Annotated in this window: 24 protein-coding genes; 12 read left to right on the top strand and 12 right to left on the bottom strand. The window is 60.5% G+C overall.

Annotated elements, in window-relative coordinates:
- The first annotated feature begins 1 nt into the window (after position 1).
- Complete coding sequence (gmtZ, locus tag ACEN83_RS23485) at positions 2-2,590, top strand: gamma-mobile-trio integrase GmtZ (protein WP_495578576.1); 2,589 nt, start codon at positions 2-4, stop codon at positions 2,588-2,590.
- 3 nt (positions 2,591-2,593) lie between these two features.
- Positions 2,594-3,268, top strand: a complete 675-nt coding sequence (gene gmtX, locus ACEN83_RS23480) for a gamma-mobile-trio protein GmtX (protein WP_495578575.1) — start codon at positions 2,594-2,596, stop codon at positions 3,266-3,268.
- A 358-nt stretch (positions 3,269-3,626) separates the two neighbouring features.
- Here gmtX and ACEN83_RS23475 read toward each other — a convergent pair whose 3' ends face one another.
- Positions 3,627-6,521, bottom strand: coding sequence for a ribonucleoside-diphosphate reductase subunit alpha (locus ACEN83_RS23475; RefSeq protein WP_495578574.1), 2,895 nt, complete (start codon positions 6,519-6,521; stop codon positions 3,627-3,629).
- A gap of 740 nt (positions 6,522-7,261) precedes the next feature.
- Between ACEN83_RS23475 and ACEN83_RS23470 the strand changes: the two genes are divergently transcribed.
- Complete coding sequence (locus ACEN83_RS23470) at positions 7,262-7,984, top strand: winged helix-turn-helix domain-containing protein (protein ID WP_495578573.1); 723 nt, start codon at positions 7,262-7,264, stop codon at positions 7,982-7,984.
- Positions 7,981-9,591 (top strand): ATP-binding protein, encoded by a 1,611-nt coding sequence (locus ACEN83_RS23465; protein ID WP_495578572.1) that lies wholly within the window; start codon positions 7,981-7,983, stop codon positions 9,589-9,591. The genes ACEN83_RS23470 and ACEN83_RS23465 overlap by 4 nt, the downstream gene beginning before the upstream one ends.
- Positions 9,592-9,715: 124 nt before the next feature.
- Here the strand turns inward: ACEN83_RS23465 and ACEN83_RS23460 are convergent, their stop codons facing one another.
- Both ACEN83_RS23460 and ACEN83_RS23455 read right to left on the bottom strand, forming a co-directional pair.
- Positions 9,716-10,435: a 4'-phosphopantetheinyl transferase family protein gene (locus ACEN83_RS23460; protein WP_495578571.1), complete on the bottom strand. Its 720-nt coding sequence runs from the start codon at positions 10,433-10,435 to the stop codon at positions 9,716-9,718.
- Between the two features lie 218 nt (positions 10,436-10,653).
- Positions 10,654-11,445, bottom strand: coding sequence for a dienelactone hydrolase family protein (locus ACEN83_RS23455; RefSeq protein WP_495578570.1), 792 nt, complete (start codon positions 11,443-11,445; stop codon positions 10,654-10,656).
- A 146-nt stretch (positions 11,446-11,591) separates the two neighbouring features.
- Here ACEN83_RS23455 and ACEN83_RS23450 point away from each other — a divergent pair, with 146 nt between their 5' ends.
- The 3 genes from ACEN83_RS23450 (at position 11,592) to ACEN83_RS23440 (ending at position 14,334) form a co-directional block, all read left to right on the top strand.
- Positions 11,592-12,194, top strand: a complete 603-nt coding sequence (locus ACEN83_RS23450; RefSeq protein ID WP_104449070.1) for a hypothetical protein — start codon at positions 11,592-11,594, stop codon at positions 12,192-12,194.
- A gap of 119 nt (positions 12,195-12,313) precedes the next feature.
- Positions 12,314-12,991: a response regulator transcription factor gene (locus tag ACEN83_RS23445; protein WP_007980106.1), complete on the top strand. Its 678-nt coding sequence runs from the start codon at positions 12,314-12,316 to the stop codon at positions 12,989-12,991.
- Complete coding sequence (locus tag ACEN83_RS23440; RefSeq protein ID WP_116579921.1) at positions 12,988-14,334, top strand: ATP-binding protein; 1,347 nt, start codon at positions 12,988-12,990, stop codon at positions 14,332-14,334. The genes ACEN83_RS23445 and ACEN83_RS23440 overlap by 4 nt, the downstream gene beginning before the upstream one ends.
- A 160-nt stretch (positions 14,335-14,494) precedes the next feature.
- Here ACEN83_RS23440 and ACEN83_RS23435 read toward each other — a convergent pair whose 3' ends face one another.
- Positions 14,495-15,493: an AraC family transcriptional regulator gene (locus tag ACEN83_RS23435; RefSeq protein WP_495578569.1), complete on the bottom strand. Its 999-nt coding sequence runs from the start codon at positions 15,491-15,493 to the stop codon at positions 14,495-14,497.
- Positions 15,494-15,831: 338 nt separating this feature from the next.
- On the opposite strand from ACEN83_RS23435, the gene ACEN83_RS23430 reads away from it, so the two are divergent.
- Positions 15,832-17,166, top strand: coding sequence for a dicarboxylate/amino acid:cation symporter (locus tag ACEN83_RS23430; RefSeq protein WP_116579923.1), 1,335 nt, complete (start codon positions 15,832-15,834; stop codon positions 17,164-17,166).
- Positions 17,167-17,310: 144 nt separating this feature from the next.
- Positions 17,311-18,492, top strand: a complete 1,182-nt coding sequence (locus ACEN83_RS23425; RefSeq protein WP_495578568.1) for a CaiB/BaiF CoA transferase family protein — start codon at positions 17,311-17,313, stop codon at positions 18,490-18,492.
- A 120-nt stretch (positions 18,493-18,612) separates the two neighbouring features.
- Here the strand turns inward: ACEN83_RS23425 and ACEN83_RS23420 are convergent, their stop codons facing one another.
- Together ACEN83_RS23420 and ACEN83_RS23415 are read right to left on the bottom strand one after the other, a co-directional pair.
- Positions 18,613-19,107 (bottom strand): SprT family zinc-dependent metalloprotease, encoded by a 495-nt coding sequence (locus tag ACEN83_RS23420; protein ID WP_007980095.1) that lies wholly within the window; start codon positions 19,105-19,107, stop codon positions 18,613-18,615.
- Between the two features lie 157 nt (positions 19,108-19,264).
- A complete protein-coding gene (locus tag ACEN83_RS23415; RefSeq protein WP_007980093.1) occupies positions 19,265-19,867 on the bottom strand; it encodes a Yip1 family protein in 603 nt (200 codons plus the stop codon).
- A gap of 344 nt (positions 19,868-20,211) precedes the next feature.
- On the opposite strand from ACEN83_RS23415, the gene ttcA reads away from it, so the two are divergent.
- Positions 20,212-21,036, top strand: a complete 825-nt coding sequence (gene ttcA, locus ACEN83_RS23410; protein WP_015096458.1) for a tRNA 2-thiocytidine(32) synthetase TtcA — start codon at positions 20,212-20,214, stop codon at positions 21,034-21,036.
- A gap of 180 nt (positions 21,037-21,216) precedes the next feature.
- Positions 21,217-21,891 (top strand): DNA-3-methyladenine glycosylase I, encoded by a 675-nt coding sequence (locus ACEN83_RS23405; RefSeq protein ID WP_116579925.1) that lies wholly within the window; start codon positions 21,217-21,219, stop codon positions 21,889-21,891.
- Positions 21,892-21,985: 94 nt separating this feature from the next.
- On the opposite strand, the gene ACEN83_RS23400 is transcribed toward ACEN83_RS23405, so the two are convergent.
- Genes ACEN83_RS23400 through arsC form a run of 3 tightly spaced genes read right to left on the bottom strand, consistent with a single transcriptional unit; the run spans position 21,986 to position 23,359 of the window.
- On the bottom strand, positions 21,986-22,411 hold the full coding sequence (locus ACEN83_RS23400) for a DUF2069 domain-containing protein (RefSeq protein ID WP_218482615.1): 426 nt from the start codon (positions 22,409-22,411) through the stop codon (positions 21,986-21,988).
- A 1-nt stretch (position 22,412) separates the two neighbouring features.
- On the bottom strand, positions 22,413-23,009 hold the full coding sequence (wrbA, locus tag ACEN83_RS23395; protein WP_116579926.1) for an NAD(P)H:quinone oxidoreductase: 597 nt from the start codon (positions 23,007-23,009) through the stop codon (positions 22,413-22,415).
- Positions 23,006-23,359 carry an arsenate reductase (glutaredoxin) gene (gene arsC, locus ACEN83_RS23390; RefSeq protein ID WP_116579927.1) on the bottom strand — a complete coding sequence of 118 codons (354 nt, stop codon included), beginning with the start codon at positions 23,357-23,359 and terminating at the stop codon, positions 23,006-23,008. The genes wrbA and arsC overlap by 4 nt, the downstream gene beginning before the upstream one ends.
- A 114-nt stretch (positions 23,360-23,473) precedes the next feature.
- Here arsC and ACEN83_RS23385 point away from each other — a divergent pair, with 114 nt between their 5' ends.
- Positions 23,474-23,941 (top strand): TlpA disulfide reductase family protein, encoded by a 468-nt coding sequence (locus ACEN83_RS23385; protein WP_104449059.1) that lies wholly within the window; start codon positions 23,474-23,476, stop codon positions 23,939-23,941.
- Positions 23,942-24,027: 86 nt separating this feature from the next.
- Here ACEN83_RS23385 and ACEN83_RS23380 read toward each other — a convergent pair whose 3' ends face one another.
- The 3 genes from ACEN83_RS23380 to ACEN83_RS23370 all read right to left on the bottom strand — a co-directional run bounded on the left by ACEN83_RS23380 (position 24,028) and on the right by ACEN83_RS23370 (position 25,936).
- Positions 24,028-24,432, bottom strand: coding sequence for an META domain-containing protein (locus ACEN83_RS23380; protein WP_007974527.1), 405 nt, complete (start codon positions 24,430-24,432; stop codon positions 24,028-24,030).
- Positions 24,432-24,866 (bottom strand): hypothetical protein, encoded by a 435-nt coding sequence (locus ACEN83_RS23375; protein ID WP_015096451.1) that lies wholly within the window; start codon positions 24,864-24,866, stop codon positions 24,432-24,434. The genes ACEN83_RS23380 and ACEN83_RS23375 overlap by 1 nt, the downstream gene beginning before the upstream one ends.
- Before the next feature lie 77 nt (positions 24,867-24,943).
- Complete coding sequence (locus ACEN83_RS23370) at positions 24,944-25,936, bottom strand: 2-hydroxyacid dehydrogenase (protein ID WP_495578567.1); 993 nt, start codon at positions 25,934-25,936, stop codon at positions 24,944-24,946.
- Positions 25,937-26,055 lie beyond the last annotated feature (119 nt).

The following is a 26,055-nucleotide window of genomic DNA, read 5'->3' as shown; positions in this document are numbered from 1 at the left end:
CATGACCAAAGAGAAGACAGCGACCAAGACATCCACCGGCCCTGTCCCGAAGAGGAAAGGGTTGAATCGTAATACCGACACCAACCTGGGCTGGGTGGAACGCGAATATCCGCAGTTGGCTGTCTGGCGCGCCTTGGCCATGCTGTGGTTGAAAGGGGAAACAAGCGGAGTTGGTAAGAAGCTCCAGGCCCTCGCGGCGTTCTTCGAGCGATACCTCGTCCTGCTGGGGTTGCCGCTCGAGCCGGCAGTATTCTTGGCCCGCGTCACGGTCCTGCCTGACTTTCACCGCACAGTCTGCCCGGATTCTGCGGACGGCATCCAATACAACAACACCATCCACGCCTTCTTGCACTTCGTGCTTCTGCGCGAGTTCAGCGAAGCAGCCGACGACGGTGATCCAGTGGTCTCGCCAGCTTTCCACAACCCAGTACCCAAGATGTCCAGGAGCGGCCTGCCTCGGCGCGACGAAAGCGTACATTCTCCGCTACCCTACGGCTACATCGACGAACTGCGCTGCCTGCTCGCCTCAGGGCCGAACTTCCGGGGCTGGCATTGGGCGCATGGTGCCCTAGGCGCGGAAAGCGACCAGCGCGGCCCCGACTGGTTTGAAGTGAACGAAGACCAGATTGACCGTAACGACCCGGACTGCGTGTGGCGTGAGCGACCAATAAAGAACGGCACGCGCCTGGAAATGTGGTCACCGGTGCGCTGGGTAGCTCTCCTCGTCAAGCTCATACTGCCGTTACGCACCTTCCAGGTCCGCATGCTCGATTCAGGCGAAGCCGATACCTGGCGCTACACAGGGGGCGCGTGGGCGTTGAACGCGAACCGGCTGGCGCAGGGCAGCGCACGTTACCCCCTTCAGCAAGGGGTGTTCCGCCGTAGTAACCCGGCCACCAACGTTGAGCCGGCGTTGGCCATTCTCTACATAAATACGAACAAGACCGCCGACATCGCTAGATCCGGTCCTGACAAGGGCTACGTACTGCCCTGGCCTTCTGGCGGGCCGGTTCACCAAGATGTCTTCTACTGGCTGGAGAAACTGCGCAACTGGCAGGAGAAGTACAACCCTGTCTCGCGGCGCACGGCGTGGAGGGAACTGGACGGCCGTCACCTCCGGGCGAAGAGCGAGGTGCAACTCGCTGGCTATTCGGATGCCTGCTTTCTCTTCAGGCTGCCGGAGGCGCGAGGTGGCGAGCGGAATTTTCCTGTGCAGCGATACGGTAAACTAGAGGTGTGCTGGTTCCGTCTATTGGAGGCACTGGAAATCCGCCTTGCTAACCGTGGTGAGACTCATCGCAACGGCGCACTGATTCGTTTCTTGCCACCACTGGAAGAGCAAAATAACGGGAGGACAACTCTCTTTCCCCTGCACAGCCTGCGCGTCTCCCTCATCACCGCTCTGGCTCTGGATGGACAAGTGCCATTCCCCGTTTTGCAGAAGCTCGTCGGCCACAGCCGCCTGCTTATGACGCTGTACTACACAAAGCCCGGCGGGAGTTACATTCGTGAAGTGCTGCTTGGCGCCGCGGAGCGACTGGAGGCGAACAAGGAAGCGCGCATTCAGGACTTCCTGCTTGACACCTTACACGAGGAACTACTGCAGAAGGCCATCTGTAACAGTGTGCCCAGCCTAGCCGCAGCCATCCCGCAGCATCCAGCCGCGCGCAACCCGGCGGGCTGGATGCCGATGCACCACGGTCTGTGCTTGGTCGGCGGCAACACCAGCGACGTTGAAGGCAATGGCATGGTGGGGGGGTGCTACAACGGGGGGCCTATTATCACCAATAGCAGTTCGTCAGTGAATACCAAATACGGTCCAGTTCCGGGTGGCAGTCGCAATTGCGTGCGTTGTCGCTGGTTCGTTACCGAGCCGCATCACCTGCCTGCGCTGGCAGCCCACTTCAACACGCTTGCGTATCACTTTGACGATGCCCGTAACGCTTGTCTTAGCCGTGAGCAGGAGCTACAAGATCTGAAAAAGCAGAAGGCGGATGCGGAGCACGCGGGGCAGCCGTTCGCCCGGATGGACGCCTTCCGCCAGTCCGAGCGAGTATGGGAAAGCGCGATGAGGCGATTCAGTGACTTGGCCGAAGACCTAGTGGCCTGCTGGCGGCTCATCGAACGTTGCAAGATGGTGCTTGAAGCCCCTCAGGGCGACGGTACGCAACTAGTCACGGTGGGTGCGGTAGGAGAGGTACAGGTAATCTTCGAGGAGACAGAGTCGGAACTGCTCCAACTGGCCGGAGTTTGTGACAGCGTCGAGGTTTACCCCGACCTGGAGCCGGGCAAGGCGGTCATCCGCCGCAGCCAGCTGCTCGATGGTGTGCTCTACCGCGACAACCTACAACCCATATTCATGCTCCTGAACGAACAGGAACAACTTCTCGCCGGCAACGCCTTCATGCGACGACTGGCCCAGCAGATAAACCCTGAAAATCCCGTTCTGGGCCAGCGGGAAGTAATTCGCATAATGGACGCAGGTGCGCGCCTCAGCCAGCACTTTGGCATGGACCTAGCCGCCCTGCTGACCGGAGCACAGACTGATAAGGCGCCGCTCACCCGGCAAAGCCCCCCCGGCGAGAGCTGAAGCATGAACGGCATGACAGACATCCACCCGGACGCTGTGCTGACGTCGCTCCTCGACAAGGGTGGACGTTCTAACCGGCGGGCAAACCTTGCGAAGATGCATGAGCTTTGTTGTAGGCAGCACGCGGCTGGCTCGCGCGACTTCGCACTGCCGACCATCGGCCGCTTAGCTGAAGCCGAAGGCATCTTGAAGGGCCGAGCCCTATACAACGCTCCATCTGCCGACTACCGGGCGCTCATCGAAGCTTGGGCCGCCTATGCCGGTCTCGCTACGCCCAAGCCCCCAAAGACCTTAGCGAGCCACGAATATTTGATGCGCATCGAAGACCCTGCCATCCGCTCCATTATGCAGGCCGTCATCGCTGAGCGCGACAAGCTCAAGGCGCAGCTCAACGTGCTGAAGGCCCATACCCAAGTGAACGTGGACCGCCGTCACATAGGTGCAACCGGCTCTGCTGCCCCGAAAATACAGCGGGCCGCCTTGCTCGACTCGTCCGCGCAACTCACACCGTCAGAACGGGAAGCCTTGGAAAAAGCTGTGTCGGCCAGCTACCTCGAAGAGCGCGGCATGAAGGAAGGCAGCCACGGTGAAATTGTTAACGAGCGCGGCCGGACGATGTTCGAGGTGGGCTTTGCCCGCGCAGTTCGCAAGGCGCTGGGCGATCCTATTGCCCAATAAAAAGGCGCCGACGTTGCCGTCGGCGCCTGGAGGTTTTGATGCATTGCGATGTATTTATGCATAACAGCGCATTGGTCTAAAAATTCAATTTAGACAACACCTTGCGGTCACTCACCCACATCCTATGTATTTTTAGGGTATAGGTGCTTTCGAGGGGCTTTTTTGTGAGTGCAAGATACAGATCAAAAGATCGCAGCCTCGCTTCGCTCGACAGCTCCTACAGGAATCGCATTTCAATGTAGGCGCTGTCGAGCGAAGCGAGGCTGCGATCTTTTTCATGGGCAAAAGAAAACCCCCGATAAACCAGAGGCTCATCGGGGGTTTCGAGTCAGCACCTTTCAGTGCTCACCGGCTCAGCTTATTGGCAAGCTTCGCAATCCGGCTCGTCGATGGCGCAAGCCTTCGGCACTGGAGCAGGGCCGGCAGGCGCTGCCAGGACCGAATCTTCACCGTGGTTGCCGCCGCTGGAAACAGCGTTCAGCTTACCGGTGTTGATGGTCGACTTCTCGGTGCTGGTTGCGGCCAGGGCACGGAGGTAGTAAGTGGTTTTCAGGCCACGGTACCAGGCCATGCGGTAGGTCACGTCCAGTTTCTTGCCCGAGGCGCCGGCGATGTACAGGTTCAGCGATTGAGCCTGGTCGATCCACTTCTGACGACGGCTGGCAGCGTCGACGATCCACTTGGTGTCCACTTCGAAGGCGGTCGCATAGAGCTCTTTGAGTTCTTGCGGGATACGCTCGATCTGCTGCACCGAACCGTCGTAGTACTTCAGGTCGTTGATCATGACCGAGTCCCACAGACCGCGAGCCTTGAGGTCGCGAACCAGGTACGGGTTGATCACGGTGAATTCGCCCGACAGGTTCGATTTCACATACAGGTTCTGGTAGGTCGGTTCGATCGACTGCGATACGCCGGTGATGTTGGCGATGGTCGCGGTCGGTGCGATGGCCATGATGTTGGAGTTACGAATGCCTTTCTGTACACGGGCGCGAACCGGTGCCCAGTCCAGGGTTTCGTTCAGGTCGACATCGATGTACTTCTGGCCACGGGCCTCGATCAGGATCTGTTGCGAATCCAGCGGCAGGATGCCTTTGGACCACAGCGAACCCTGGAACGTCTCGTACGAGCCGCGCTCGTCAGCCAGGTCGCAGGAAGCCTGGATCGCGTAGTAGCTGACCGCTTCCATCGACTTGTCGGCGAACTCGACGGCTGCGTCCGAACCGTACGGGATGTGCTGCAGGTACAAGGCGTCCTGGAAGCCCATGATGCCCAGGCCGACCGGACGGTGCTTGAAGTTGGAGTTCTTCGCTTGCGGCACCGAGTAGTAGTTGATGTCGATCACGTTGTCGAGCATGCGCACGGCAGTGTTCACGGTGCGTTGCAGCTTGGCGGTGTCCAGCTTGCCGTCGACGATGTGATTCGGCAGGTTGATCGAGCCCAGGTTGCAAACGGCGATCTCGTCCTTGTTGGTGTTCAAGGTGATCTCGGTGCACAGGTTCGAGCTGTGGACCACGCCGACGTGCTGCTGCGGGCTGCGCAGGTTGCACGGGTCCTTGAAGGTCAGCCATGGGTGGCCGGTTTCAAACAGCATGGACAGCATCTTGCGCCACAGGTCTTTGGCCTGGATGGTCTTGAACAGCTTGACCTTGCCCGGGTACTCGGTCAGGGCTTCGTAGTACTCGTAGCGCTCTTCGAAGGCCTTGCCGGTCAGGTCGTGCAGGTCCGGCACTTCGGACGGCGAGAACAGGGTCCACTTGCCGTCATCGAAGACACGCTTCATGAACAGGTCAGGGATCCAGTTGGCGGTGTTCATGTCGTGGGTACGACGACGGTCATCACCGGTGTTCTTGCGCAGCTCGATGAACTCTTCGATGTCCATGTGCCAGGTTTCCAGGTAGGCACACACAGCGCCTTTGCGCTTGCCACCCTGGTTAACGGCTACGGCGGTGTCGTTCACGACTTTCAGGAACGGAACCACGCCCTGGGACTTGCCGTTGGTGCCCTTGATGTACGAACCCAGCGCACGAACCGGCGTCCAGTCGTTGCCCAGGCCGCCTGCGAATTTCGACAGCATGGCGTTGTCGTGGATCGCGTGGTAGATGCCCGACAGGTCATCCGGCACGGTGGTCAGGTAGCAGCTCGACAGCTGTGGACGCAGGGTGCCGGCGTTGAACAGGGTCGGGGTCGAAGCCATGTAGTCGAAGGACGACAACAGGTTGTAGAACTCGATGGCACGGGCTTCGCGGTCTTTCTCTTCGATCGCCAGGCCCATGGCCACGCGCATGAAGAAGATCTGCGGCAGTTCGAAACGCACGCCATCCTTGTGGATGAAGTAACGGTCGTACAGGGTCTGCAGGCCCAGGTAGGTGAATTGCTGGTCGCGCTCGTGGTTGATCGCCTTGCCCAGTTTTTCCAGGTCGAAGGAGGCCAGCTCAGGGTTCAGCAGCTCGTATTCGATACCCTTGGCGATGTAGGCTGGCAGCGCCTTGGCGTACAGGTCGACCATCTCGTGGTGGGTGGCGCTTTCGGCGACGCCGAGGAAGCCCAGGCCTTCGGCACGCAGGGTGTCCATCAGCAGGCGGGCGGTCACGAACGAGTAGTTCGGCTCGCGCTCAACCAGGGTACGGGCCGTCATCACCAGGGCGGTGTTGACGTCGGTCAGGGCCACGCCGTCGTACAGGTTCTTCAGGGTTTCGCGCTGGATCAGGTTGCCGTCGACTTCTTCCAGGCCTTCGCACGCTTCGGTGACGATGGTGTTCAGGCGGCCCATGTCCAGCGGCGCGAAAGTGCCGTCAGCGCGGGTGATGCGGATCGACGGGTGTGCGTTGACCGCAGCTTCGGCCGGGGCGTGGGCAGCGCGTTCTTTCGAACGACCGTCGCGGTAGATCACGTAGTCGCGAGCGACTTTCTGCTCGCCGGCACGCATCAGGGCCAGTTCGACCTGGTCCTGGATTTCTTCGATGTGGATGGTGCCGCCCGATGGCATGCGACGCTTGAAGGTCGCAGTGACTTGTTCGGTCAGGCGGGCAACAGTGTCGTGGATTCGCGACGAGGCGGCAGCGGTGCCACCCTCAACTGCGAGAAACGCTTTGGTGATGGCGACGGTGATTTTGTCATCGGTGTAGGGAACGACAGTGCCGTTACGCTTGATCACGCGCAGTTGGCCAGGCGCGGTGGCGGACAGATCCGAATTCGAATCAGCGGCCTGCGGCAAGGTGCCCTGCGGGTTCTCGCGAGTTGTGTCGGTTTGCATGGGGGAGTGTCTCCACATTCTCTATGTTTGTTTGGGCACCATCACGGTGCCCACCGTTCCGTCCTGAAGCACTACAACCGGCGAGCGCCGGGCATAACAACTTCGGGACAGTAGGAAGGGGGCTTTATGGGGCGCCGCTTCCATGCCGAAGTCTTTGGTTTCACGCCTTGGGCCTGAAACCTTGGTCCTTTGCAGGTGACAGTTGGGACTGCAACACCCGTACCGTTTTCACCACTCGGGGCCGAAACACAGTAGCCATCCGCATGCGCGGTTTGGTCTTTCGAAAATACGTTTGGTTCAACCGGACAGAGGCAATAAAAGCGCTTGAAATTGGTGTCTGGTTTGTGTTTGGTTTTTTGCGCAAAACCCTATATCTAGGGTTTTTTTAGCGCCGGGCTACAAGATAATGCGTTTTAGGGGAGGATTGCAACGTACTACCTGTGGATAAACCTGTGCGTAAATTGTGTGTGAAAGAGGGAACCGGCGTGTAGGCCGCGACGCTGCTGGACCGGACCTTTTTTCAGCGAATTTCTGCGTTCGAAAACGCTCGGTCAGATTTTTAAGGGCGCGAACCCTATCACAAAAAACCGCGTTGTCCGAACGCATTTACCCGCTTGTGTTCTCGACGGGCGGCGTTTATACATTCGGCCCAGCGTGTATACATATTTGTCCCCCCGAATCATTACAAAAAGACGGGTGGATCCTTCCTTATTAGTGTTTTTGGCAAGCAGAGGTCACCCGTGGAGCAAGAAGCCTGGCAGGTATTGATTGTGGAGGACGACCAGCGACTGGCCGAACTGACCTGCGATTACCTGGAAGCCAATGGCCTGCGTGTGTCGATCGAAGGGAATGGTGCCCTCGCCGCGAACCGCATTATCAAGGAACAACCGGACCTGGTGATCCTCGACCTGATGCTCCCCGGCGAAGATGGCTTGAGCATCTGCCGCAAGGTTCGCGCCCGTTATGACGGCCCGATCCTGATGCTCACCGCTCGCACCGATGATACCGACCAGATTCTCGGCCTGGACCTGGGGGCTGACGACTACGTCTGCAAACCGGTACGCCCGCGCCTGCTGCTGGCGCGCATCCAGGCCCTGCTGCGCCGTAGCGAAACGCCTGAAGTTGCCCCGGAAAAACAACGGCGTCTGCAGTTCGGCCCGCTGATCGTCGACAACGCCTTGCGCGAAGCCTGGTTGCAGGGCAACGGCATCGAGCTGACCAGCGCCGAATTCGACTTGCTCTGGCTGTTGGTGGCCAATGCCGGGCGCATTCTCTCCCGGGAAGAGATCTTCACTGCGCTGCGAGGTATCGGTTATGACGGTCAGGACCGTTCCATCGATGTGCGCATCTCGCGCATCCGTCCCAAGATCGGCGATGACCCGGAGCATCCACGGTTGATCAAGACCGTGCGCAGCAAAGGCTATCTGTTCGTTCCCGAGGCTTGCGTAGACCAGACCCTGTGAACTCGATCTTCCTGCGTATCTATGGCGGCATGTGTGCCGCGCTGATTCTGGTGGCGGTGCTCGGTGTGCTGGCGTTGCACCTGCTCAATCAGGTGCGCAGCGAGCAATACCGCGAGCGCCTGGCCCACGGCACCTTTTCGCTGATGGCCGACAACCTGCAACCGATGAACCAGACCGAGCGCCATCGGGCCTTGCTGGTGTGGGAGCGGTTGCTGGGCATTCCGCTGGCGCTGAAAACCTTTGTCGAAACTGACCTCGACCTTACCCAGCGCACCCGTGTGTTGCGCGGCCAGGCATTGGTGGAACAGACCGGCCCGCATGCGGCGAAGGTCTACAAGCTGGTCAGCGACAAGGAACAGTTGATGCTGACCGGGGAAGTGCAGCAGATCAGCGAGCAACTGGCCCGGGCGACCATCTACCTGTTGACCGATGAGCTGGTGCGCACCCCCGTAGCCGATCAGCCCATGCGGCTGGCGCAATTGAAGCAAGACAAGGGCTTTGGCTTCGATCTGCGCCTGGTCACGGTTGACGAGGCGGACATGGACGAAGACCAGAGCCGCCGGGTGTCCGAGGGCGACACCGTGATGGCGCTGGGCAAGGAGGGCGATTCGATCCGGGTGTTTGCCGGCATGGTCGGCACGCCGTGGGTCCTGGAAATCGGCCCGTTGTATCAGATGAATCCTTATCCCCCGCAATGGCTGGTGCTGATCGCTGCGCTGGGCCTGACGCTGATCGGTTTGATCGTTTATCTGTTGGTGCGCCAGCTCGAGCGCCGTTTGCGTGGCCTGGAGGCCGCCGCCACGCGCATTGCCCAGGGCAGCCTGGAAACCCGCGTGCCGGCGCGGGGCGCGGACTCGGTGGGACGGCTGGCTTCGGCGTTCAATGGCATGGCCGAGCACTTGCAGCAGTTGTTGGCGATCCAGCGCGAACTGGTGCGCGCGGTATCCCACGAATTGCGCACGCCGGTGGCGCGCCTGCGCTTTGGCCTGGAGATGATCGGCTCGGCCGCCACGCCGCAAGCCCTGGAAAAATACTGCCAGGGCATGGACAACGACATCGAGGATCTCGACCGGCTGGTGGACGAGATGCTGACCTACGCGCGGCTCGAACAGGGTTCTCCGGCACTGAATTTCCAGCGGATCGATCTGGATGCCTTGGTCAACCAGGTGATTGAGGAACTGGCGCCGTTGCGTGCCGACGTCACGGTACAGCGGGGTTTGTGCCTGTCGGCCGCCGATAACGACGATGCCTGGGTCGAGGCCGAACCGCGTTATCTGCACCGGGCGATCCAGAACCTGGTGAGCAACGCCATGCGCCATGCGCAATCACGGGTGACCATCAGCTATCAGGTGGGGCAGCAGCGCTGCCGGGTGGATATCGAGGATGACGGGCCGGGGGTGCCGGAGTCGGCGTGGGAGAAGATCTTCACGCCGTTCCTGCGTCTGGACGACAGCCGCACCCGTGCGTCCGGCGGGCATGGGCTGGGGTTGTCGATCGTGCGGCGCATCATCCATTGGCACGACGGGCGTGCGTTGATCGGCAAGAGCAAGAGTCTGGGTGGGGCGTGTTTCAGCCTGAGCTGGCCGCGCAATCAGGAGAAGCGTTGAGCCTTCCGGCGAATGTTCAACCGCTTTCGCGAGCAAGCCCGCTCCCACAGGTTGTGTGTCGTACACAAGTCAACTGTGGGAGCGGGCTTGCTCGCGAAGGGGCCATACCAAGCACCGAAAATCGTCAGGCCTTGATACTGACCAGACTCAACAATTGCCCATCCTTGACCCCGAACTGCGCATCCAGCTCGGTGCCGTTGCGCCATTCGCGGGACAAATCCGTGAGCAGTCGCAACCGCACCTCACCGGACTCACGCCACTCCAGCACTTCGGCGTGTTCGAAATAAAACCGTTGCTGAACGATCGGATAAAGTGCCTTGAACAGGCTTTCCTTGACCGAGAACGTCAGGGTCACCAGCAACGCCCGTTGCTCGCGAGTACCGGCCGCCATGCGTTGTAGCTCCGGCGGGTTGAGGATTTCCCCGGCCAGGCGTTCGGCGCGTTCGACATTGAGCAGGTTTTCCAGGTCCATGCCCAGGCCGCGCCAATGGCTTTTGTTCGCGACAATCGCCGCGGCCCGGCCTGTGCTATGGGTGATCGAGCCAGTGATATGAGCAGGCCAGACCGGCGCCCGGTCTTCGCCAATGGCCGGAATGACGCTCAAACCTTCCAGGCGCTGTAACGCAGCCCGCGCGCACACCCGCCCGGCGAGAAACTCCGCCTGCCGTTTGGCGACAGAGCGCTGAATGCTCGCCGGCACCTCCACTGCGCTGCGCTGAAAGTCATCGCTGGCCAGTCGGGCGCTATCGAAGTGAGTGCTCAACAGGACCGTATCGGGCAGCACGAACGGTAGCGGCCAGTGGTCATCGAGGGGGGTGCAGCAGACGGGCAGGGCTGGATTCATGTCGGCATTTTGCCGTTAAGCAGCAAGACTGGGTAGTGGCCGATAGCTTTTGTGGCGAGGGGGCTTGCTGTGGCGAGGGGGCTTGCCCCCGTTGGGTGGCGAAGCCACCCCCCCCAAAAAAAAAACTGCAACCGCATTGTGCCAGACAGGGCGGTTGCAGGATTTACGACTGCTTCGCAGCCGAACGGGGGCAAGCCCCCTCGCCACAGAGGACGGTGTCAACCAAAGATTTTTTTGAAGAAAACCTGCATGTCTGCCCAGGACTTTTCATCCGCCGCCTTGTTGTAGCCAATGTCCGGCCCGCCATGATCGCCATGGCCCAGTCGATCGGCATCCGGGTTGGTGAACCCATGCTTGGCGCCGTCGAGGCTGACAAATGTGTAGTCGGCCCCGGCCTTGTCCATCTCACTTTTGAAAGCCGTGATGTTTTCCGGGGTGACGATGCTGTCCAGCGCCCCGTGCTCCACCAGAATCTTCGCCTTGACGCTGCCTGGCGTTGCCGGCGTATTGGTCGCCAAGGCGCCATGGAAACTCACCACGCCTGCCAATGGCACGCCCTGTCTGGCGGCATTGAGCACCACGCCACCGCCGAAGCAGTAGCCGATGGCGGCGATTTTATGCGGATCGGTCTGCGGTTGTTTTTTCAACAGGTCGAGCCCGGCCTGAAACCTCGCGCTGGACACGGCACTGTCTTTTGCCACGGCTTGCATGAAGGCCATGGCGTCCTTGGGGTGCTCGGTATTTTTGCCGTCGCCGTACATGTCGATGGCCAGGGCGCTGTAGCCCAGACCGGCGAGATCCCGGGCGCGGCGCTTGGCGTAGTCGTTCAGGCCCCAGAACTCATGCACCACCACGACCCCGGGGCGCGGGCCCTTGAGGGCGTCATCGTAGGCGAAGTAGCCAATCATTTTCGTGCCATCGGCGCTTTGGTAGGGGATTTCCCGGGTCTGGATGGCAGCCTGGCTGAGCCCGCTCAAGGCCAGCAGGAGGACAGCGAAGAACATGCGCATGGTCGGAACTCCTGTTGAAACGTGTCGAAACATTCGGGAAAGGGCGGTTCAGCCCAGGTTCAGAGTGCGTTCAGGGGGAGTTCAGGGCGCGGTGCGTAACCTTGCCTCGTACCCAAAAAACAAACGGCACATGAGGAAACTCCCCAATGACTGCATTCAAAAAACTGCTTCTGGCATTCACGGTTCTGGGCGCAAGCACCGCAGCCTTCGCCTCCGACGACAACTTCGCCAGCCTTACTCTTGGACAGACCAGCGACAAGGTCAAAAAATCCCACGCCCTGAACGACAACCTCAATCACCCGAACGCCGATGGTGTGATCGGCAAGGACACCACCTGGGGTGTGCGTCTGGGCCAGCAGAATAGCCAGGGCCGCTACTACGCCACTTACGACAACGTGTCGGGCTCGCACAACGGCATTAAACTGCGTCAGGAAAACCTTCTGGGCAGCTACGATCTGTTCTACCCGGTGGGCGGCAGCACCAAATTGTTCGGCGGCGCCACGGCGGGCCTGACCAAAATGACCCAGGAGTCGCCAGGCTTCAGTCGCGACAGCGATATCGGCTACGCCATCGGTGGCCAGGTGGGTGTGCTGCAACAGGTTTCGCAGAACACCTCGGTTGAACTGGGTTACCGTTACCTGCGCAGCAACGCCAGCACCGAGATGAGTGAGCGTGGTGGCAGCAAGCAGGGTTCGCTGGACCTGACCAGCAGCGCCCAGACCTACCTGTCCGCCAACTACGCTTTCTGACAAGCGTTTCGCGAGCGGCCTGCGCCGGATCGGTCCGAGTGACGATCCGGCGTTGCCATGTTAGCTATTGAGGCGCGGCGTTGCGCCTCTGGAGATGTTGATTTGCCCGGGAGAGTGTTATGAAACTGCTGGTCGTCGAAGATGAAGCGTTGCTGCGTCATCACTTGAAAACCCGCCTGACGGAGAGCGGCCACGTGGTCGAGTCCGTGGCCAACGCCGAAGAGGCGTTGTACCAGACCGCGCAATTCAACTTTGACCTGGCGGTGATTGACCTCGGTCTGCCGGGCATGAGCGGGCTCGACCTGATTCGCCAGTTGCGTTCAGGTGGCAAGACCTTCCCGATCCTGATCCTCACCGCGCGCGGTAACTGGCAGGACAAGGTCGAAGGCCTGGCCGCCGGCGCCGACGATTACGTGGTCAAGCCGTTCCAGTTCGAAGAGCTGGAAGCTCGCCTGAATGCCTTGCTGCGCCGCTCCAGCGGTTTTACCCAGTCGACCATCGTTGCCGGTCCCTTGCTGCTGGACCTCAATCGCAAGCAGGCGTCCCTCGACGAACAGCCGCTGGCACTGACCGCGTATGAGTACCGCATTCTCGAATACCTGATGCGCCACCATCAGCAAGTAGTGCCCAAGGACCGCTTGATGGAACAGCTCTACCCGGATGACGACGAGCGTGATCCGAATGTGATCGAGGTGCTGGTCGGCCGTCTGCGCCGCAAACTGGAGGGGCCGGGTGGATTCAAGCCGATCGACACCGTGCGCGGCCTGGGCTATCTGTTCAATGAGCGTTGCACTTGATCCGTTCGCTGCGCATTCGCTTGATGCTCGCCGCCACGCTGTTGGCGGTGTTGTTCATGCTGGCGTTGCTGCCGGCGATGCAGGGCGCCTTCAGCCTGGCGTTGCAGGACTCCATCGAGCAGCGTCTGGCATCGGATGTGACCACGTTGATCTCCGCCGCCCGGGTGGAGAACAACAGCCTGCAAATGCCGGCGCAATTGCCCGACGAGCGCTTCAACCTCACCGACAGCCGACTGCTCGGCTATATCTATGACCGCGAAGGGCATCTGGTCTGGCGCTCAAAGGCGACCCGGGAAGAACGCATCAATTACAAGCCTCGCTATGACGGACGTGGCAACGAGTTTGCGCGGATCCGCGAAGCCAATGGCCAGGAATTCTTCGTCTACGACGTCGAGGTCAAGTTGCTCGGCGGCAAAAGTGCAGCCTTCAGCATCGTGGCCTTGCAACCGGTTCGCGAGTACGAACTGACCCTCGAAGGTCTGCGGGAAAATCTCTATCTGGGTTTTGGGGCGGCACTGCTGGTACTGCTGGCGTTGCTGTGGATCGGCCTGACCTGGGGCTTGCAGGCATTGCGGCGCTTGAGCCAGGAGCTGGACCAGATTGAAGGTGGTACGCGTGAAAGCCTCAGCGAGGAACATCCCCGGGAATTGCTGCGCCTCACCGGCTCCCTCAACCGTTTGCTGCACAGTGAACGTGAGCAGCGCAGTCGCTACCGTGATTCCCTCGATGACCTGGCCCATAGCCTGAAAACGCCGCTGGCGGTGTTGCAGGGCGTCAGTGAAGACATGGCCCAGCGTCCCGAGGATCGCGATCAGGCCTGGGTGCTGCAAACCCAGATCGAGCGCATGAGCCAGCAGATCAGCTACCAATTGCAGCGCGCCAGCCTGCGCAAGAGCGGTCTGGTACGTCATCAGGTGCACTTGCACCCGGTGCTGAAAAGTCTGTGCGACACGCTGGACAAGGTCTATCGCGACAAGCGCGTGCATGTCGCGTTCGACCTGCCCGACCCGTGCCATGTACCGATCGAGCAGGGCGCTTTGTTGGAAATGATGGGTAATCTGCTGGAAAACGCCTATCGCCTGTGCCTCGGCGAAATACGTATCAGCGTGCGTGAAACCCTCAGCGGCACCGAGTTGTGTGTCGAGGACGACGGGCCCGGTGTACCGCCGGATCAGCGCGCACGGATTCTCGAGCGCGGTGAGCGCCTGGACCGTCAGCATCCGGGGCAGGGCATCGGCCTGGCGGTGGTCAAGGACATCATCGAGAGCTACGGCGCCCAACTGACCTTGGGGGACTCACCGATGGGCGGGGCGGCTTTCCGGATTCATTTTCCGGTGGTTTGACCGGGAGTTTGATAGTGCTCTTTCGGGCCTCTTCGCGGGCAAGCCCGCTCCCACAGGGTTTTGAGTGAGTCAGATGATTTGTGAACAACGTCGGCCATTGTGGGAGCGGGCTTGCCCGCGAAGAGGCCGGTGATCACACCGAAAAAACGGGCACTGAACCTCAGCTCTCCTGCGCCCGATAAGCCCCCGGTGTCAGCCCGGTCCACTTCTTGAACGCCCGGTGAAACGCCGACGGTTCGGAAAACCCCAATTGCTCGGCGATCTGTTGCAACGACAGGTCAGCGCGGCTCAGGTGGTAAATCGCGATGTCCCGGCGTAACTGGTCCTTCAATTCCTGAAAGCTCGTGCCCTCTTCACGCAAATGCCGGCGCAAGGTTTGCGGGCTGATGTGCAGGTGTGTGGCCACGGCTTCCAGGTCGGGCCAGCGAGAACTGTCTCGGCTCAGCAAGCGGCGTAAGCGGCTGCTCAGGCTGTCGCCGTCATCCGGACGCGAAAGCAGGTTTGCCGGGGAGTGCTCAAGAAAATGCTTGAGGGTGCGCTCGTCCTGCAACAACGGCATGGTCAGGTAACGGCTGTGAAACAGCAGACTGCTTCGAGTGTGTGAAAACTCAAGCGGGCAGGAAAACAGTAGATCGTACTCGGCGCCGTGTTCCGGTCGTGGGTAGCTGAACGTGGCCTGTTCCAGGCGAATGCGCTGGCCGATCAGCCAGCTGCCAAAACGGTGCCAGATCACCAGTAGAGCCTCGGTCAGAAAGTGGTCCGGGTCCCAAAGCTGCGAGTCGTCCAGGCTCAGGCGGACCCATTCGTCCTCGTGAGTCAGCGTCAAACGCGGAGTCCCGGGGAATAGGCTATAAAACAATAAGCCGCGATTGAGTGCCTTATCCAGGCTGCGGCAGTGGATCACGGCATGGCACATCATCGCGAAGCTGCCCGGTCTGCTCGGAGCTTGCCCGAACCCCAGGTACTCGTCGTCCAGTGCCAGCCATAAGGCCTTGATCAATTGGGTGAACTGCTCCGGAGCGAGGCGCGCCCGCGGTTCGTCCAGCAGTTCGGGGCTGATTCCCAGTTGTTGCAGCAGTCTCGAATAGTCGTAGCCGTGTCGACGTGCCCCGCCGAGAACGGCGCGGGCGAAATGACTGGCAATGGTGCGTTCGCGCATGGCAGCAGGCCTGGCCGTTGAACGACGGATGGTAGCTGCGCACTGCGGGCATGAACAGGGCGGATATCCGCCAAATTGCAGGACGTCTTTAAGTGGAAGGGCGGAAATCCGCCACATGTTTGTAACCGTCCGGTGACAGGGGAGTTGCTGCAACCCCTGATATCAAAAGGCTTGCAGGGTTTTTACGGAAGGTGGCACGGGCCTTGCGATACAACGAGCAGATGCCTGCCGTTGCGCAGCTCGAAAAAACAAATCCCTCCAGTGCAGGAGGGTTCGCAATTGCGGTGTTGCGGGCAACAGATGGATGTTGTCACCGGGCACCTTTGAGGAACTTTGCAATGACGACTCGTCAGCCACTGTACAAATCCCTGTATTTCCAGGTGATCGTTGCAATTGTCATCGGTATCGCCCTCGGTCACTTCTACCCACAGCTCGGTGTGGCCGTGAAGCCACTAGGTGACGGGTTCATCAAGCTGATCAAAATGATCATCGCCCCGATCATCTTCTGTACCGTTGTCAGCGGCATCGCCGGTATGCAGGACATGAAGTCGGTCGGCAAGACCGGTGGCTATGCGCTGCTGTACTTCGAGATCGTATCGACCATCGCCCTGCTGGTCGGTCTGGTCGTGGTCAACATCGTGCAGCCGGGCAATGGCATGCACATCGACGTCGCCACCCTCGATGCCTCCAAGATTGCCACTTATGTTGCAGCCGGTGCTGACCAGAGCGTCGTCGGCTTCCTGCTGAACGTGATCCCGGCCACCATCGTCGGCGCTTTCGCCACCGGCGACATCCTGCAGGTGCTGATGTTCTCGGTGATCTTCGGTTTCGCCCTGCATCGCCTGGGTGCCTACGGCAAGCCGCTGCTGGACTTCATCGATCGCTTCGCCCACGTGATGTTCAACATCATCAACATGATCATGAAGCTCGCGCCGATCGGTGCCTTCGGTGCCATGGCGTTCACCATCGGTGCCTACGGTGTCGGTTCGCTGGTGCAGTTGGGTCAGTTGATGGCGTGCTTCTACATCACTTGCCTGCTGTTCATCCTGATCGTGCTGGGCTCCATCGCTCGCATGCACGGCTTCAGCGTGCTGAAGATGATCCGCTACATCCGTGAGGAACTGCTGATCGTGCTCGGTACTTCTTCTTCGGAATCGGTACTGCCACGCATGCTGGTCAAGATGGAGCGTTTGGGCGCGCAGAAATCCGTCGTGGGTCTGGTGATCCCGACCGGCTACTCGTTCAACCTCGACGGTACCGCCATCTACCTGACCATGGCCGCAGTGTTCATTGCCCAGGCCACCGATACGCACATGGACATCACGCACCAGATCACCCTGCTGGTGGTGTTGTTGCTGTCCTCCAAAGGCGCCGCCGGTGTGACGGGTTCGGGCTTCATCGTACTGGCAGCCACCCTGTCCGCCGTCGGCCACCTGCCGGTTGCCGGCCTGGCGCTGATCCTCGGCATCGACCGCTTCATGTCCGAAGCCCGCGCCCTGACCAACCTGATCGGTAACGCCGTGGCGACCATCGTTGTGGCCAAGTGGGTCAAGGAACTGGACACCGATGTGCTGCAGGCCGAGCTGGCCTCGGGTGGTCGCGGCATCGCCGACGAGCCTAAAGACGATGTGTTGGGCCACGTCGAAGGAGCAACCCCGACGAACGCCAAGTAAGCCTCGTTGTAATGAAAAACCCGCTTCGGCGGGTTTTTTCATGCCCGGCGTTTGAGCGTAACGGTCACTGCAAGTGGCACATAAGGTAATTGCTGCAATGTCCTTGGCTGCCTAGGCTGGAGGCATTGTTAACGGAGAACGTTCATGCTCGGTCCATTGGTATCACTCAAGGTTCTGGATTTCTCGACGCTGCTGCCGGGGCCGTTCGCCTCGTTGCTGCTGGCGGACATGGGCGCCGAAGTGCTGCGCATCGAATCACCCACCCGCCTGGATCTGCTGCGGGTGTTGCCGCCCCACGATCAAAGGGTGTCGGCCAGTCATGCCTACCTCAATCGCAACAAACGCAGCCTCGCCCTGGACCTCAAGCAGCCTGAGGCGCTGGATGTCATCAAGCAGCTGTTGCAGGACTACGACATCGTGCTGGAACAATTTCGCCCCGGTGTCATGGAGCGACTGGGGCTGGGGTATGAGGCCCTGAAGGCGATCAACCCAAAACTGATTTATGTGTCGATCACCGGCTACGGCCAGACCGGCCCCTACAAGGACCGCGCCGGCCATGACATCAACTATCTGGCCTTGTCCGGGCTGGCCAGTTACACCGGCCGAGCCGACAGTGGGCCACTGCCATTGGGCATGCAGGTGGCGGATGTCGCCGGTGGTTCGCTGCACGGGGTGATTGGCTTGCTGGCGGCGGTCATCGCCCGGCAGCAGACCGGTCAGGGTCAGCACCTGGATGTCAGCATGACCGACTGCGCGTTCAGTCTGAATGCGCTGGCGGGTGCGGGATATCTGGCCTGTGGCGTCGAGCCGGGGCCGGAAAACCAGGTGCTCAATGGTGGCAGCTTTTACGATTACTACCGCTCCCGGGATGGGCGCTGGCTGTCGGTGGGCAGCCTGGAGCCGGTGTTCATGAAGCAGCTGTGCGCGGCGTTGGGGCTGGAGGAACTGGCTGGCCTCGGCCTGTCACCGCAACCGGCGCATCAGAAACAGCTGAAAGACGCGCTGAGGGTCGAATTCGAAAAGCATGATTTTGCCGAGTTGCGTGCGCTGTTCGCTGAGCTGGATGCGTGCGTAGAACCGGTGTTGAGCCTGGGAGAGGCGCTGTGCCATCCGCAGTTGCAGGCGCGGGAGTTGGTGGCCGATGTGCCGCGGGGCGATGGTTCGGCTCAGGCACAGATGGCTTGTCCGCTGAAGTTTTCAGAGGGCTTGCCTGAGCCGAAGCATATCGGCGCGGCGCTGGGGCAGCATACGGATCAGGTGTTAGGGGAGTTGGGGTTTGGTGTCGAGCGGATTGCTGAATTGCGGCGAGCCAAGGTGGTTCTCTAGCGTCTGCTCCGGCCTCTTCGCGGGCAAGCCCGCTCCCACATTGGATCTATGCCATACCGGAGGTCCCCTGTTGGAGCGGGCTTGCTCGCGAAGAGGCCAGTACAGCCATCGCAAATCTCGCTACTCGACCCGCATCTCCCCACTGAACACCAAGGTGTTGCGACACCGTCGGCACAGGTACCGCCGCCCTTGCCGCACCAGGCTGTGGCGCTGGGCCGAGAACGGGAAGTCGCTGTCGGCGCACGGGCATTTGTAGATGTAACGGGTCACGCTGCGGCGTTTGACGTCATAGGTGTGGCAGCGGTTGGGCGGCAGTTCGTACACGCCGCGCATGATCAACTGCCACTCTTCGCCATGGGGCTGGATGCGGTCGCCAAACAGCTGATGGGCGATCAGGTGCGCGACTTCATGGGCCACGGTCTGCTTGAGGAAATCCTCGGTATTCTCCCGGTACAGCTGTGGGTTGAAGCGCAGCAGGTTCTCGTGCAAATGCGCGACACCGGCTTTTTGTCCGCGCAGCTTGAGGCTCACCACGGGGCGTTTGAAAGGTCGTTTGAAAAAGGATTCGGCTAGTTGGAAACAGTCTTCGACGCGGGAATTGAGTTGCTCGGGCATGCTTGATGGATCTCCAGAGCGGTCGAGTATGCCGCAACCCTCGGGCCTTGCGAATCACCAGGTTGCCGAATGGTCATGGGCTTTCTCGTTGCTGAAGAATGAAAAGGCCGCCTCGCGGCGGCCTTTATCGGCATTTCTGATTTTCAGTGATGAGCGGCTAGTTGGTGTAGACCGGCCCCACGCCGAGTCCCCAGACAATCACAGTGAACGCCATGATGGCGACCAGCACCACCAGGCCTACGGCGAGCACTGAACTTGAAAACAGGAAGCCCTCGTCAGATGGAATGTTCATGAACGTCGGTAAGCCCACATACAGCAAGTACACCGTGTAGCAGATGGCTGCGGTGCCGATGATCATCCCCAGCCACAGGTGCGGGTACAAGGCCGCGAGGCCGCCGATGAACAAGGGGGTCGCGGTGTAGGTTGCAAACGCAATGCAGCGGGCGAGGCTTGGGTTGGCGTCGTAGGTGCGGGCCATCCAGTGAATGAATGCGCCCATTACCGCCACACCCCCGAGCATCGCCAGGTACGACATGACCGTCATCCATATCGCGCTTTCTACGGTCAACATCACGGGAGGCCGATTGCCGATGACCCAGCCGACCTGTGTGGTGCCTATGAAGGCAGACACGGCGGGGATGGCCGCCAGGATCAGCGTATGGGTCAGGTACATGTGGCTGATGCTTTCCTCCTGGTCGCCACGGATTTCTTTCCATTCTTGGTCAGGGTGGGTGAAGAGCCCCACTACGTGATGGATCATGCCAGTCACTCCTCTTGTCTTTACCGTCGCCCCCCAGTGGAGCGCCTACGGGCCAATGCGGCCAAGCAAGTCACAGGTCTGAAATATGTAAGCGACCTTATGTCGCAGTATAGGGAGGAGTTTCCATGGGTGGAGCAGGGGCTTTAGAGCAAATCGCGCTGTAAACACGAGGCCTAATCGCGGTTGCGTCTGTACGGGCTGCCGAAGGCTGTGATCTTTTGATCTTTGGTGATTTCAGCGCCACCGAAGATCAAAATCAAAAGATCGCAGCCTTCGGCAGCTCCTACGGGTCGATTTTTTGCGTAAAATGCCCGCCTTTCGTCACACCTCACGGATTTCGCGCCATGGGCACTCTCACGGTCAACCAGAACAAACTGCAAAAGCGCCTTCGCCGACAGGCCGGTGAGGCGGTTGCCGATTTCAACATGATTGAAGACGGCGACAAGGTCATGGTCTGCCTGTCCGGTGGCAAGGACAGCTACACCATGCTCGATGTGCTGATGCACTTGCAGAAGGTCGCGCCGATCAAGTTCGAGATCGTGGCCGTGAACATGGACCAGAAGCAGCCGGGTTTCCCGGAGCACGTGCTGCCGGCCTACCTGAAAGAACTGGGTATCGAATACCACATCGTCGAGAAAGACACGTATTCGGTGGTCAAGGAGCTGATTCCGGAAGGCAAGACCACGTGCTCGCTGTGCTCGCGCCTGCGTCGCGGCACGCTCTACACTTTCGCCGATGAAATTGGCGCGACCAAGATGGCCCTGGGTCACCATCGCGACGACATCGTCGAAACGTTCTTCCTGAACATGTTCTTCAACGGTTCGCTCAAGGCCATGCCGCCGAAGCTGCGCGCCGACGATGGTCGAAACGTGGTGATCCGCCCGCTGGCTTACTGCAACGAAAAAGACATCCAGGCCTACTCGGACTTCAAGCAATTCCCGATCATTCCGTGCAACCTCTGTGGTTCCCAGGAAAACCTGCAGCGTCAGGTGGTCAAGGAAATGCTGCAGGACTGGGAACGCAAGACCCCGGGCCGTACCGAGAGCATTTTCCGCAGCCTGCAGAACGTGATCCCGTCGCAACTGGCGGACCGCAACCTGTTTGACTTCACCAGCCTCAAGATCGACGAAAGCGCCGCATCTCGCTTCGTCAACGTGGTCAACCTCTGATTAAAACTGTGGGAGCGGGCCTGTGGCGAGGGGGCTTGCCCCCGTTTGAGTGCGTAGCACTCACAAGATCTTTGGTACATCGGAGATCTTGGGGCCGCTTCGCAGCCCAACGGGGGCAAGCCCCCTCGCCACAAGCCCGCTCCCACATTTGGTTTTTCGTTTCAATTCTCAGGAGAGGGCATGCGCGATTACAAGTGGCTCAATGAATACTGTCTGAACCGCTTCGGTTCGGCGGCTGAACTGGAAGCCCATCTGCCCGTTCCCAAGACTCCCGCGCAGTTACGCAAGATCAGCGACGATCGCTACCTCTCGATGATGGCGCTACGGGTGTTTCGCGCCGGGCTCAAGCACAGTCTGGTGGACGCCAAGTGGCCAGCCTTCGAAGAAGTGTTCTTCGGGTTCGACCCGGAAAAAGTCGTGCTGATGAGTGCTGAGCACCTTGAGCGGCTGATGCAGGACACGCGGATCATCCGGCACCTGGGCAAGCTCAAGAGTGTGCCGCGCAATGCACAGTTCGTACTGGACGTGGCCCATGAAAAGGGCAGCTTCGGCGAGCTGATCGCCGACTGGCCGGTGACCGATATCGTCGGGCTCTGGACCTTCCTGAAAAAACGCGGACATCAGTTGGGTGGGCTGTCAGCCCCGCGCTTCCTGCGGATGATCGGCAAGGATACCTTTGTGCCGAGCTACGACGTGGTCGCGGCGCTGAATGCGCAAGACATCATCGACAAGGTGCCGAGCAGTCTGCGCGACCTGGCGCTGGTGCAGGATGTGTTCAACCAGTGGCATGCGGAAAGTGGCGGGCGGCCGATGAGCCAGATTTCGATGATGCTGGCGTATACCGTCAATCATTGAGGGGGTGGGTGGCTGAAAAGATCGCCGCCTTCGGCAGCTCCTACAGGTTTACACATTCCCCTGTAGGAGCTGCCGAAGGCTGCGATCTTTTCTGTCAGACGACGGAAATCTCGCCCTCGCCAGCCAGCTTGCGGTTCAACTGATAACGCCAGCGCACATACAACAGTGCCGAGCAAAACACCGCCAGGCTCGCGCCCATCTCCAGCAAACCGAAGATTTGCCGGTTCGGGTCATAAGCGGCCAATGCGCCCTTGATGAAATACAGGTTCACCACAAAGCACATCCATGAATGCCCGCGAGGACTGCCGACGATCATGCCCGGCGCCAGTATCAGCAGTGGCACCAGTTCGATCAGCAGAATTACCCATGGCCGGGCGCCATGCAGGTCGGCGATCAGCAGGTAGTAGACGCACAGCAGGCCCACCAGCCCCAAAAAGCACAGCAGGCTGATGACACGCATCGCCCGCACCCGCGGCTCGAGCCAGTCAATGGCAGGGAGAATCTTCGGCTTCCTGGCCACTTCAGCTCTCCAGTTTCTGTGCAGTCTTGGCCAGGCGCATGCCCAACGCGCGGCACAGCGCCACTTCATGGCTATCCAGGCCGCTTTTGCCGTCGGCACCGGCGTGGTGGCTGGCGCCGTATGGCGTACCGCCGCCCTGGGTTTCCAGGAGTGCCGATTCGCTGTACGGCAGGCCGGTGATCAGCATGCCGTGGTGCAGCAATGGCAGCATCATCGACAGCAGGGTCGTCTCCTGGCCGCCGTGCAGGCTCGCGGTGGAGGTGAATACGCCTGCCGGTTTACCCACCAGGGCGCCGGTCAGCCACAGGTTGCTGGTGCCGTCGAGGAAGTACTTGAGCGGCGCGGCCATATTGCCGAAGCGGGTCGGGCTGCCGAGTGCCAGGCCGGCGCAGTTCTTCAGGTCGTCGAGGCTGGCATACAGCGCGCCTTCGTCGGGAATCTGCGGCGCAACGGCTTCGCACTCGGTGGAAATCGCCGGCACTGTGCGCAGGCGGGCTTCAAGCCCGGCCTGTTCGATGCCACGAGCGATCTGCCGGGCCATTTCGTTGGTCGAGCCGCTGCGGCTGTAGTACAGAACCAGAATGTAAGGTGCACTCATGGCAACAGTTCCAGGATCTGCTCCGGTGGACGACCGATGACGGCCTTGTCACCGACTTCGAGAATCGGTCGCTCCATCAGTTTCGGGTGGGCGGCGATGGCGGCGATCAATTGCGCTTCGCTCAGGCTGCCGTCGGCCAGATTGAGGGTCTTGTACTCGTCCTCGCCGGTGCGCAGCAACTGCCGCGCGCTGATCCCCAGCTTGCCCAGCAGGCGCTGGATTTGCGTGGCGTCCAGCGGGGTGTCCAGGTAACGCACCACGGTCGGGGCCAGGCCACGGGCTTCAAGCAGTTCGAGCGCACCGCGGGATTTCGAGCAGCGCGGGTTGTGATAAAGCGTCAGATCGGTCATGAGCGGGTCGCATCTTGCGTAAGGTGGCGGCTATTCTAACTGTGCAGCGCGCAATCCAGAACCGTGAGAGGCGATGGGTCGCAGGCGTATTCAATTTTTGACAAGGAACACGACATGACAAGGCGACTGGCAGCAGCATTGGCGATCATCGGAGCGTTGATGCTGGGGGGCTGCGGGAATGACTATGGCATCGACCAGGACGGCCACAAGATCGCCGCCGACCGACTGGACGGCAAATGGCTGGTACTCAACTACTGGGCAGAATGGTGCGGACCCTGCCGTACCGAAATCCCGGAGTTGAACACCCTGGCCGAGCAACTCAAGGACAAGAAAATCGGTGTGTTCGGGGTTAACTTCGACAACGTCCAGGGGCAGGAACTGAAGGGCGCGAGCGAGAAACTGGGGATCAAGTTCACCGTGTTGGCCCAGGACCCTGCCGAATTGTTCGAATTGCCGCGCAGCGAGGCATTGCCGGTGACGTACATCATCGATGACAAGGGCAAGGTGCGTGAGCAGTTGATGGGTGAGCAGACGGCGGCGGGGGTGATGGCGAAGCTTGAGGCGTTGCAGGCAAAAAATTAAGGCAAAAGATCGCAGCCTGCGGCAGCTCCTACAGATTTACGTTTAATCCTGTAGGAGCTGCCGAAGGCTGCGATCTTTTTTGCGGATCAACCTTCCTCAAGCCACCAACGCAGCGGCTTGCCTTCGGCTGGCCAGAAACGGATCTGCTCGATCGGGGAGACGTCCCAGCGCTGGACGTTTTCCAGGGCCTGCAGGAAGCGTTTTTCCTGCTCCATCAGCGCCGGCGCGCACAGTTTGCGGGTGCTGCCGATTTTGCCGAAGGTCAGTTTGTCGCCCTCCAGGGTGTACGGCGCGAACCAGTGGTTGCAGCCGCCATTGCCGTAGGCCCGGCCATCTTCACCGAGCGTGATGGTCAGGTGGCTGTAGTCCATCAGCGGCCGCTCGCCGATCCACTCCAGGATGTAGCTGCGATTGTGTTCAAGCTGCACCGGCTCGGCGGCGCAGCCCAGCAGGCTGGCACCGGTCATCGCGCTCAGAGCGAGGCGTTTCATCACGCAGGCTCCTGGCATTTCGGGCACAGGTGTTTCTCGCCGACGGTGGTCCAGCCCAGCTCGGCAATGCGCGCGGTGGCGGCAGGTTTTTCGGCCTTGTTGCCCAGCTTGGCGTCGACGGCGAACTCGAAGCTCAGCGCTTTGGCGCAGCTGTCGCAGTTCACTTGCCAGGTATGGATCGCCAGTTCGCCGAACACCGGGCCGCTGGCCACCGCGACCCATTGGCCGGGCGGATTGATCAGGTGGCGAACCGTTTCGACGGTCAGGCGCATGGACAAGTCCTTGGCGCCCTTGAGGGTCACGACCAGCACGTCGTTGTTGCGAATCGAGCCACCGTTGCCGGTGACCTGATAGCGCCCCGGCACCAGGGCGCGGCATTCGGTGAGGGTGTGTTGCGGGTTCATCAGGCTGTAGCGGAAATCGTGTTCGACCATGGGTCCTCCAAATATGCGCGATATGCTAGCACGGGCTTGCATGCCGCATCGCGCAGGCCGATGACCTTCGATCCGTTTCAGTCGCTCGTGACCAGGTTTTCCGGCGTGCCCGCCACCCAGGCGGCGATGTTGCGCAACGTGGTGGCGGCAATCGCATCCAGCGCTTCGTGGGTCAGAAAGGCCTGGTGCGCGGTGACGATCACGTTAGGAAAGGTCAGCAACCGGGCCAGCACATCGTCTTGCAGCGGCAGGTCGGAACGGTCCTCGAAGAACAGTTGCGCCTCCTCCTCATACACGTCCAGACCCAGATAGCCGAGGCGACCGTCTTTCAACGCGTCGATCAGCGCCGGGGTGTCCACCAGGCCGCCACGTCCGGTATTGATCAGCATCGCGCCCGGCTGCATGTGGGCCAGTGATTCACGGTTGATCAAGTGCTTGCTCTGTTCGTTGAGTGGGCAGTGCAGGCTGATGATCTGCGATTCGGCCAGTAGTTGCGGCAGGCTCAGGTAGCGCGCGCCCAAGGCTTCGACCTGCGGGTTGGGGTAGGGGTCATAGGCCAGTAACCGGCAGCCAAAACCGTTCATGATTTTGGCGAAGGTGGCGCCGATCTGCCCGGTGCCGACCACGCCGACCGTCTTGCCCACCAGGTCGAAACCGGTCAGCCCTTGCAGCCTGAAATCCCCTTCGCGGGTGCGGTTGTAGGCGCGGGGCAAGCGGCGGTTGAGTGCGAGGATCAGCGCCACCGCGTGTTCGGCCACGGCGTGGGGCGAATAGGCCGGGACGCGTACGATGGCCAGTCCCAGACGTTTTGCCGTTGGCAAGTCGACGTGGTTGTAACCCGCCGAGCGCAGGGCGATCAGGCGGGTGCCTCCAGCGGCCAGGCGCTCGAGTACTGCCGCGCTGAGGTCATCATTGATGAACGCGCAGACCGCTTCATACCCTTGGGCGAGCGCGACCGTGTCGAGGCTCAGGCGCGCAGGCTGAAATTGCAGCTCGATGCCGGCCGGTCGCCCGGCCGCGAGAAAGCTGTCGATGTCGTAGTTCTGGCTGCTGAAAAGAATCGTGCGCATGATTTCCTCTTTGCCTCGTTCCTGTAGGAGCCGGCTTGCCGGCGATGAGGGCCGCAAACTCTACGTTGCCCTTGAGGCCGCCATCGCTGGCAAGCCAGCTCCTACAGAGTAGGTGGTGA

It is taken from the genome of Pseudomonas sp. Pseusp49, from assembly GCF_059491875.1.
The sequence above is the reverse complement of the archived record's forward strand: the minus strand, read 5'-3'. Positions and strand labels throughout refer to the sequence as shown.

Bases quoted from the DNA above. Each gene is read 5' to 3' on its own strand.
- gmtZ (WP_495578576.1), top strand. From the start codon at position 2: ATGACCAAAGAGAAGACAGCGACCAAGACATCCACCGGCCCTGTCCCG.
- gmtX (WP_495578575.1), top strand. From the start codon at position 2,594: ATGAACGGCATGACAGACATCCACCCGGACGCTGTGCTGACGTCGCTC.
- ACEN83_RS23475 (WP_495578574.1), bottom strand. From the start codon at position 6,521: ATGCAAACCGACACAACTCGCGAGAACCCGCAGGGCACCTTGCCGCAG.
- ACEN83_RS23460 (WP_495578571.1), bottom strand. From the start codon at position 10,435: ATGAATCCAGCCCTGCCCGTCTGCTGCACCCCCCTCGATGACCACTGG.
- ACEN83_RS23455 (WP_495578570.1), bottom strand. From the start codon at position 11,445: ATGCGCATGTTCTTCGCTGTCCTCCTGCTGGCCTTGAGCGGGCTCAGC.
- ACEN83_RS23450 (WP_104449070.1), top strand. From the start codon at position 11,592: ATGACTGCATTCAAAAAACTGCTTCTGGCATTCACGGTTCTGGGCGCA.
- ACEN83_RS23445 (WP_007980106.1), top strand. From the start codon at position 12,314: ATGAAACTGCTGGTCGTCGAAGATGAAGCGTTGCTGCGTCATCACTTG.
- ACEN83_RS23435 (WP_495578569.1), bottom strand. From the start codon at position 15,493: ATGCGCGAACGCACCATTGCCAGTCATTTCGCCCGCGCCGTTCTCGGC.
- ACEN83_RS23430 (WP_116579923.1), top strand. From the start codon at position 15,832: ATGACGACTCGTCAGCCACTGTACAAATCCCTGTATTTCCAGGTGATC.
- ACEN83_RS23425 (WP_495578568.1), top strand. From the start codon at position 17,311: ATGCTCGGTCCATTGGTATCACTCAAGGTTCTGGATTTCTCGACGCTG.
- ACEN83_RS23420 (WP_007980095.1), bottom strand. From the start codon at position 19,107: ATGCCCGAGCAACTCAATTCCCGCGTCGAAGACTGTTTCCAACTAGCC.
- ACEN83_RS23415 (WP_007980093.1), bottom strand. From the start codon at position 19,867: ATGATCCATCACGTAGTGGGGCTCTTCACCCACCCTGACCAAGAATGG.
- ttcA (WP_015096458.1), top strand. From the start codon at position 20,212: ATGGGCACTCTCACGGTCAACCAGAACAAACTGCAAAAGCGCCTTCGC.
- ACEN83_RS23405 (WP_116579925.1), top strand. From the start codon at position 21,217: ATGCGCGATTACAAGTGGCTCAATGAATACTGTCTGAACCGCTTCGGT.
- wrbA (WP_116579926.1), bottom strand. From the start codon at position 23,009: ATGAGTGCACCTTACATTCTGGTTCTGTACTACAGCCGCAGCGGCTCG.
- arsC (WP_116579927.1), bottom strand. From the start codon at position 23,359: ATGACCGATCTGACGCTTTATCACAACCCGCGCTGCTCGAAATCCCGC.
- ACEN83_RS23385 (WP_104449059.1), top strand. From the start codon at position 23,474: ATGACAAGGCGACTGGCAGCAGCATTGGCGATCATCGGAGCGTTGATG.
- ACEN83_RS23380 (WP_007974527.1), bottom strand. From the start codon at position 24,432: ATGAAACGCCTCGCTCTGAGCGCGATGACCGGTGCCAGCCTGCTGGGC.
- ACEN83_RS23375 (WP_015096451.1), bottom strand. From the start codon at position 24,866: ATGGTCGAACACGATTTCCGCTACAGCCTGATGAACCCGCAACACACC.
- ACEN83_RS23370 (WP_495578567.1), bottom strand. From the start codon at position 25,936: ATGCGCACGATTCTTTTCAGCAGCCAGAACTACGACATCGACAGCTTT.